Source organism: Pseudoalteromonas sp. SR45-5, from assembly GCF_014163565.1.
Classification (GTDB): domain Bacteria; phylum Pseudomonadota; class Gammaproteobacteria; order Enterobacterales; family Alteromonadaceae; genus Pseudoalteromonas; species Pseudoalteromonas distincta.
In genome coordinates this window covers 1-5,922 of the sequence record NZ_JACJDN010000226.1, presented here as the reverse complement: position 1 = coordinate 5,922, position 5,922 = coordinate 1, and the positions used below count along the sequence as shown (strand labels likewise).

The window sequence follows — 5,922 nt, the reverse complement described above, 5'->3', positions numbered from 1 at the left end:
CCCATCCTAAATTAACTAAAATCACTTTTTCTTCGGTGTCTGGCTTTAGTAAAGCAAGTAGGTCGTACCCTACTTGTCCGTTATAAACTTGATTATCTAAAAGCCAATATTGGTTTTGTACAAACCGCCCTTTTAACTCAACCAATACACCAGTTTTGTTCCAGCTATCAGGCAAGTTAAGTAATTGAGACCAGCTCATCACACCACGAGTCTGTTGCTTAGCAATGGCGGTTAGTTGTTGCTGCTTTTGCTCACCTCGCTCCAACTGCCAAAACCCCAATCGCACACACACAAGTACAACAACCACAACCATACAAAGTGTGATTAGTGAGCTAAGCTTTTGTTTGTGCCATAAAACTAACTGCATAAAGGGTCAACTCAGTGATTATTAAAATTATTATCGTACTGTTGTTAATATTTATACTTTTTAACTTATTTAGAGCATTGTTTATTATGGTGTCAGGGAAAACAGGGGGACGACCTATGTCTCACTTTTTAGGTCGTCGCGTATTGTTTTCGTTCGTTGTTTTAATTGTTGTTATTGCAGCGCTTAAACTTGGTTTTATTAAAGCGAATAATTCGCCAATAAACGCTACAGCACATATACAAATACAAACAAACACAGCCACACCACATCAACAAAGTGCCAATACCAAGCAGCTGCTTGAAAAGCAAAGTGCTTATCTTTAGTAAAGTGCCCTTTTAATATCCGTAAAAATATTACAAATAAAAGTACGGTTCCTAGCGTTACATGCATGCCATGAAAACCAGTTAACAGAAAGAACGTATTACCGTAAATACCCGCATCTAGCGTTAGATTAAGGTCATTATATGCATGCATGTACTCCTCAACTTGCAGCCCTAAAAAGCAAACACCCAGTAAAATAGTAGCGCCTAAAAAAACCTTAAGTGGAGTACGTTTATTGTTTTCCATCGCTACGTGGGCAAAATGTAAAGTAACTGAGGAAGTAAGCAGTATTAAGGTATTTATAAGTGGTAAGCCTTGCCAGCCCATAGCCTGAGTAGTTTCGCCAGCAGGTGTTGAAACTAGCGGCCAAACAGCTTCAAAAGTTGGCCATAAAACCTCGTTAGTCATTGCATTATTGCCTGCACCTCCAAGCCAAGGTACCGACAATACCCGTGCATAAAAAAGCGCACCAAAAAAGGCCATAAAAAACATAACTTCAGAAAAAATAAACCAGCTCATACCTTGTCTAAAAGAGCGATCCATTTGTGCTGAGTACAAACCTTGGTCTGACTCACTAATTACATTTTTAAACCAGCTAAACAACATATACACAAGCACAGCAATACCGGCATAAAGCAGATAAACCCCGCTACCACCTTCTTTACCTACACTCATAACAGTCAAGCCTGCCCCTACTGCAATAAAAAACAATGCAACTGCACCTACAATAGGCCACGGGCTTTGCTCAGGTACGTAATAATGCTCATATTCTTGATTCATTTTATTTACTCCTAGTTTCACACTAGTTTAAAAAGCTAGTTATTACTTGCCACCAGCTGTTCACTAATATCAAATACGGTATAAGATAAAGTTAATTCTTCAATGTCGCTTGGCAATGCGGTATCAACATAAAAAAGTAATTTAAATTCAAGTTCTTCACCTGCTTTTAGAGGTTGCTGATCAAAGCAAAAACAAGCTATTTTATGTAAATACTTTGCCGCTTTACCTGGCGAGACTGATGGTACAGCCTGCATTACTTTATCTAGATTGCTGTTATTTTTAGCACTAAACATTACTTCACGCATTGCACCGGGTTTTACCACTACACTGTATTCTTTTGATTTAACTTTAAACGGTGCACCACTTTGTGCGTGAGTAGTAAAGCTAACGCCGACTTCTCGGTTTTGTACTATTTGTGTACTTTGCTCTGCTTGCTCAAGCGAAGGCTTTCCATTAAGCCCTGTTACATCACAAAACACGTCATACAAAGGTACTAAAGCAAAGGCAAAGGCAAACATGCCTATGCAAATAAGTACCAAACGTTTGAGTAGCGGTGCGTGTGTCATTACTTAATAACCGGCGGCGTAGAAAAAGTATGATATGGCGCTGGAGAGTCAACTTCCCACTCAAGGCCTTCTGCCCCTTCCCATACTTTTGCAGGCACTTTATCACCTCCACGCGCGCATTTAATTACCACAGCTACAAACAACAATTGCGATAAACCAAAGGCAAACCCACCAATACTTATGATTGCGTTAAAGTCGGCAAATTGAAGAGCGTAATCGGGAATTCGACGCGGCATACCAGCAAGCCCTACAAAATGCATAGGAAAAAACAGTACGTTCACGCTCACCAGCGATAGCCAAAAATGCCATTTAGCCAATGTGATATTAAACATATTGCCCGTCCACTTAGGCAGCCAATAATAAGCACCTGCCATTATCGAAAATACAGCCCCTGTTACTAATACATAATGAAAGTGCGCCACTACAAAATAAGTATCGTGATATTGAAAATCAGCAGGTGTAATTGCCAGCATCAATCCCGAAAAACCACCCAAGGTAAACAGCACAATAAACGCAATACTAAAAAGCATTGGCACTTCAAAAGTTATTGAGCCTTTCCACATTGTGGCAACCCAATTAAATACTTTTACTCCTGTAGGTACCGATATAAGCATGGTCGCGTACATAAAAAACAACTCGCCAGCGACCGGCATCCCAGTGGTAAACATATGATGAGCCCATACAATAAAGCTCAATAGTGCTATGGAGGATGTGGCGTATACCATTGAGGCATAGCCAAAAAGTTTTTTACGAGAAAAGGTAGGTACTATTGTAGATATAATGCCAAAGGCAGGAAGAATCATTATGTATACTTCGGGGTGACCAAAAAACCAAAAAATGTGTTGGAACATCACCGGGTCGCCACCGCCTGCGGCATCAAAAAAGCTGGTCGCAAAATACTTATCGGTAAGTACCATAGTGACAGCCCCTGCAAGCACTGGCATTACGGCTATTAATAAAAAGGCAGTAATTAACCACGTCCATACAAATAAGGGCAACTTCATCCATGTCATGCCTGGGGCACGTAAGTTCACTATGGTTACAATCACATTGATTGCGCCCATTATTGAGCTAATTCCCATAATATGTACGGCAAATACAAACAATGCAGTATTATCATTACTGTATGTTGTGGACAGTGGTGCATAAAAAGTCCAACCAAATGCAGGACCCCCACCAGGCATAAATAACGATGCCAATAGGATTAAAAACGCAAACGGTAAAATCCAAAAGCTCCAGTTATTCATTCTTGGCAATGCCATATCTGGCGCGCCAATCATGAGTGGTATCATCCAGTTAGCAAGGCCTGTAAAGGCGGGCATAACCGCACCAAACACCATAATTAAACCATGCACTGTGGTCATTTGATTAAAAAAGTGAGGGTCGACCAACTGTAAACCTGGTTGAAATAATTCAGCCCTGATCACCATGGCCATTGCGCCACCAATTAAGAACATGGTCAGCGAAAAAATTAAATATAAACTACCTATATCTTTATGATTAGTTGTGTAAAGCCAGCGTTTAAAACCTTTAGCTGGGTGATGAGCATGATGAGCTTCATTGGCGTTAGGTTGTTCTACTATGCTACTCATTAGTTCGCCTCCACTTTGGCATCAAGTGCTGTCTGTATTTGACTCGGTTGAATAACATCACCCGTATCATTACCCCACGCATTACGTTTATAAGTAATAACCGCAGCTAATTGCTTTATAGATAACTGCTTGGCAAAAGCTTGCATTGCCGTACCGGGTCGTCCATGGATAACTACATCAATGTGATCTTTTATATCGCCAAGCACTATCGGGCTGCCTTTAAGTGCAGGAAATACGCCCGGTAACCCCATGCCAGTAGGTTGATGACATGCAGCACAATTAGCCATATATACTTGTTCGCCTAAAGTCATTAACTCTTCTTTTGGGAGGGTTTTATCAAGTAATGCAGCATCTGCTAATGCTGCTTTTTGTTTAGCCTGCTTTGCATCTGTAAGCCATGTTTTAAAATCAGCCTCAGATTTAGCGACCACCACAACGGGCATAAAGCCATGGTCTTTACCACACAACTCAGCACATTGGCCTCGGTAAGTACCTTCTTCGTTTATGTTCGTCCATGTTTCGTTTATAAAGCCGGGGTTCGCATCTTTTTTAACTGCAAAATCAGGTACCCACCAAGAGTGAATAACATCGTCAGAAGTCATTAAAAATCGTACTTTTTGATTTATTGGCAGTACAAGAGGCTTATCAACCTCAAGTAAGTAGTTAGGATTTTTATCTGCAAGATTCGCGATTTCATCTTGCGGGGTAGATAAAATAGAGTAGAACTCTACATCTTCACCCATATATTCATAATGCCATTTCCATTGCGAACCCGTAATTTTAATAGTGAGATCAGCTTTGCTGGCATCTTCCATTGCAATTAGGGTTTTAGTGGCTGGTACTGCCATAGCAATTAAAATAACAAACGGAATTGCAGTCCAAAGTATTTCTACTTTAGTGCTTTCGTGAAATTGGGCAGGTACAGCCCCTTTAGATTTACGGTGATGAATAAGTGCCCAAAACATAATTGCGAACACTATCACCCCAATCACACAACATATTATAAATATGGTCATGTGCAGCTGATATACATTATTGCTTATATCGGTTACGCCTTTGCGCATATTGTATTGGCTGTTAGCCAAAACTGGGTGCGAAAAAACACATAATATAAGCCACAAGGTAGAGGTCAGTTTACCCATGTGACGGCTCCTTTGATGCTATTGCGAATGCAAAGCGAAGAGGCATACGGCTTAAACGCCAATTCGTTATTTTTATTTTTTTAGCCAATCTTATTTAATATTGATTGGTTTTGCTGCGCCAACAACGAGTTTGTGTATATTGTGTGTTCTCAAAACTAAAAAGCTGTGAGTTATTATTAGCTCAGCACATTAACAATTAGCTAAAAAACGAACAACAAGCAAGTTTTAGTATAAAAAACAATCAGGTGATATTGAATAATTAATAAAAATCGGTAATCAACTGGGCAACAGGAAGTTCAAAATATGAGCAAAACAAAGGGTTTAACGCATTCGGAGGGGGAAATATAAGTGCAAAAAAGTTTACAGCTTAAATAGTCAGTGGGCTGTTTACGCCCTATTTTTTAGTACAAATTTTAAAACAAAAATGCGTACTAATTAGTACGCATTTATAAAACTGCTTGTTTAAAAGCTATTTTTAAAGTCACATCCAATCAGCGTTTCTTATAACGCCAACGGCTAAGCCTTCAATATTAAAAGACTCATTCTCAAGATCTACTTCAATAGAGTCAAAATCGTCGTTTTCAGCATGAAGTAATACTTTACGACCCGCTTTCTCAAGACGTTTTACAGTTACGTCTTCGTCTAGGCGAGCAACAACAACTTGTCCATTTTCAGCGGTTTGAGTACGATGTACAGCAAGTAAATCACCATCCATAATACCAATATCTTTCATGCTCATACCGTTAACGCGTAGTAAAAAATCTGCAGCCGGTTTAAACATTAATGGATCGATTTTGCAGTGACTTTCAACGTGCTCTTGCGCCAAAATAGGTGAACCAGCAGCAACACGCCCTATAAGCGGTAAACCTAATTGTTCTGGCTCTTCTTCTTCAATTAATTGAATACCACGGCTTGCACCTGGTTTCATTTTAATTGCGCCTTTTTTAGCAAGTGCTTTTAAATGTTCTTCAGCAGCATTGGCACTTTTAAAACCTAATGTTTGCGCTATTTCAGCACGTGTAGGAGGCATACCAGTGTCTTTAATAAAAACTTTAATTAGTTCGAGTATTTGAGCTTGGCGGTTCGTTAATGGTCGCATACAACTGGTTTTCCATACAGTACATTTAACTGTGAGTATATACAGTTAAATAAAA

7 protein-coding genes are annotated in these 5,922 nt (G+C 39.6%); 1 reads left to right on the top strand and 6 read right to left on the bottom strand.

The genetic code is table 11. The annotated features are described in order from the left end of the window. Positions 1 to 367: SURF1 family protein (locus tag H5072_RS10100; protein WP_182693456.1), on the bottom strand; the 367-nt coding region annotated here is incomplete at its 3' end. Positions 368 to 381: 14 nt separating this feature from the next. Between H5072_RS10100 and H5072_RS21480 the strand changes: the two genes are divergently transcribed. Then, on the top strand, positions 382 to 690 hold the full coding sequence (locus H5072_RS21480) for a DUF2909 domain-containing protein (RefSeq protein WP_182693455.1): 309 nt from the start codon (positions 382 to 384) through the stop codon (positions 688 to 690). On the opposite strand, the gene H5072_RS10090 is transcribed toward H5072_RS21480, so the two are convergent. From H5072_RS10090 to lexA, 5 genes are all read right to left on the bottom strand, one after another. After that, the gene (locus H5072_RS10090; RefSeq protein ID WP_002959610.1) at positions 593 to 1,468 is read right to left on the bottom strand and encodes a cytochrome c oxidase subunit 3; all 876 of its coding nucleotides are present in this window, start codon (positions 1,466 to 1,468) and stop codon (positions 593 to 595) included. The two genes, H5072_RS21480 and H5072_RS10090, sit on opposite strands and share 98 nt — an antisense overlap. Before the next feature lie 35 nt (positions 1,469 to 1,503). Next, positions 1,504 to 2,034 (bottom strand): cytochrome c oxidase assembly protein, encoded by a 531-nt coding sequence (locus H5072_RS10085; protein ID WP_182693454.1) that lies wholly within the window; start codon positions 2,032 to 2,034, stop codon positions 1,504 to 1,506. Continuing rightward, entirely contained in the window at positions 2,034 to 3,626 is a 1,593-nt protein-coding gene (ctaD, locus tag H5072_RS10080) for a cytochrome c oxidase subunit I (protein WP_002959615.1), read from the bottom strand. The genes H5072_RS10085 and ctaD overlap by 1 nt, the downstream gene beginning before the upstream one ends. Further along, positions 3,626 to 4,768 (bottom strand): cytochrome c oxidase subunit II, encoded by a 1,143-nt coding sequence (gene coxB / locus H5072_RS10075; RefSeq protein WP_182693453.1) that lies wholly within the window; start codon positions 4,766 to 4,768, stop codon positions 3,626 to 3,628. The genes ctaD and coxB overlap by 1 nt, the downstream gene beginning before the upstream one ends. A 481-nt stretch (positions 4,769 to 5,249) precedes the next feature. Then, positions 5,250 to 5,867, bottom strand: a complete 618-nt coding sequence (lexA, locus tag H5072_RS10070; RefSeq protein WP_024595093.1) for a transcriptional repressor LexA — start codon at positions 5,865 to 5,867, stop codon at positions 5,250 to 5,252. Positions 5,868 to 5,922 lie beyond the last annotated feature (55 nt).

What these genes read in the sequence shown, in the direction of transcription:
- H5072_RS10090 (WP_002959610.1), bottom strand. Translation starts at nt 1,468, where the DNA reads ATGAATCAAGAATATGAGCATTATTACGTACCTGAGCAAAGCCCGTGG.
- H5072_RS10085 (WP_182693454.1), bottom strand. Translation starts at nt 2,034, where the DNA reads ATGACACACGCACCGCTACTCAAACGTTTGGTACTTATTTGCATAGGC.
- ctaD (WP_002959615.1), bottom strand. Translation starts at nt 3,626, where the DNA reads ATGAGTAGCATAGTAGAACAACCTAACGCCAATGAAGCTCATCATGCT.
- coxB (WP_182693453.1), bottom strand. Translation starts at nt 4,768, where the DNA reads ATGGGTAAACTGACCTCTACCTTGTGGCTTATATTATGTGTTTTTTCG.
- lexA (WP_024595093.1), bottom strand. Translation starts at nt 5,867, where the DNA reads ATGCGACCATTAACGAACCGCCAAGCTCAAATACTCGAACTAATTAAA.